This window comes from Paraburkholderia mimosarum LMG 23256 = NBRC 106338 (assembly GCF_000739815.1).
In the GTDB taxonomy this organism is placed as follows: Bacteria; Pseudomonadota; Gammaproteobacteria; order Burkholderiales; family Burkholderiaceae; genus Paraburkholderia; species Paraburkholderia mimosarum.
Genome location: NZ_BBJJ01000350.1, coordinates 1 through 745, shown reverse-complemented (window position 1 = coordinate 745; position 745 = coordinate 1). Strand labels below are relative to the sequence as shown.

Here is a 745-nt window from a genome sequence, read left to right as displayed (position 1 = left end):
ACCTCGCCGAAGTAAACCTGACCCACCTCGGGGGTGCAAGATGGCGGCTTTTTGCCGCCGATGCTGAGTCAGGAGCAAGCAGTGGAAATCAAGGTGTTGGCAAGACGTGGAATGGGCGTACGGGAGATAGCGAGGCAGTTGGGCATCTCGCGCAATACGGCGCGTCGCTATCTGCGTGACGAACAGGCCGGGCACTATAAGCAGCGCGAGCCGCGTGCGACGAAGCTCGAGCCGTTTAAGAGTTATGTGCTCGAACGTGTGGCGGCGGCGCGGCCGCACTGGATTCCGGCGACGGTGCTGCTTCGCGAACTGCGCGACGTCGGGTACGAAGGCGGCATCAGTCAGTTGAAGGCGTTCCTAGCGCCGCACAAGCACGTTGCCGCCGAGCCGGTGGTTCGCTTCGAGACTGCGCCGGGCAAGCAGATGCAGGCCGACTTTACGGTCATTCGCCGGGGCCGCGCGCCGTTGTTGGCGTTGGTCGCGACTCTTGGCTACAGCCGTGCGAGCTTCGTGCGCTTTACTGTCAGCGAGGACGCGACGACGCTGTGTGAATGTCTGCGCGAAGCGTTCTTCCACTTCGGTGGCACGCCGGAGCAAGTGCTGTTCGATAACGCGAAGTCGGTGATTATCGAGCGTGATGCATTCGGCGAAGGGCAGCATCGATGGAATACGCAGTTACTCGCGTTGGCGGAAACGTACGGCTTCACGCCGAAGGTATGCCGCCCCTATCGAGCCAAGACCAAGG

The 745-nt window shown here is 61.9% G+C and carries 1 protein-coding gene; it reads left to right on the top strand.

Annotation, left to right across the window (positions count from 1 at the left end; all coding sequences use genetic code 11):
* Window positions 1-60 precede the first annotated feature (60 nt).
* The coding region (istA, locus tag BMI01S_RS37840) for an IS21 family transposase (protein WP_042293629.1) at window positions 61-745 on the top strand (685 nt) is incomplete at its 3' end.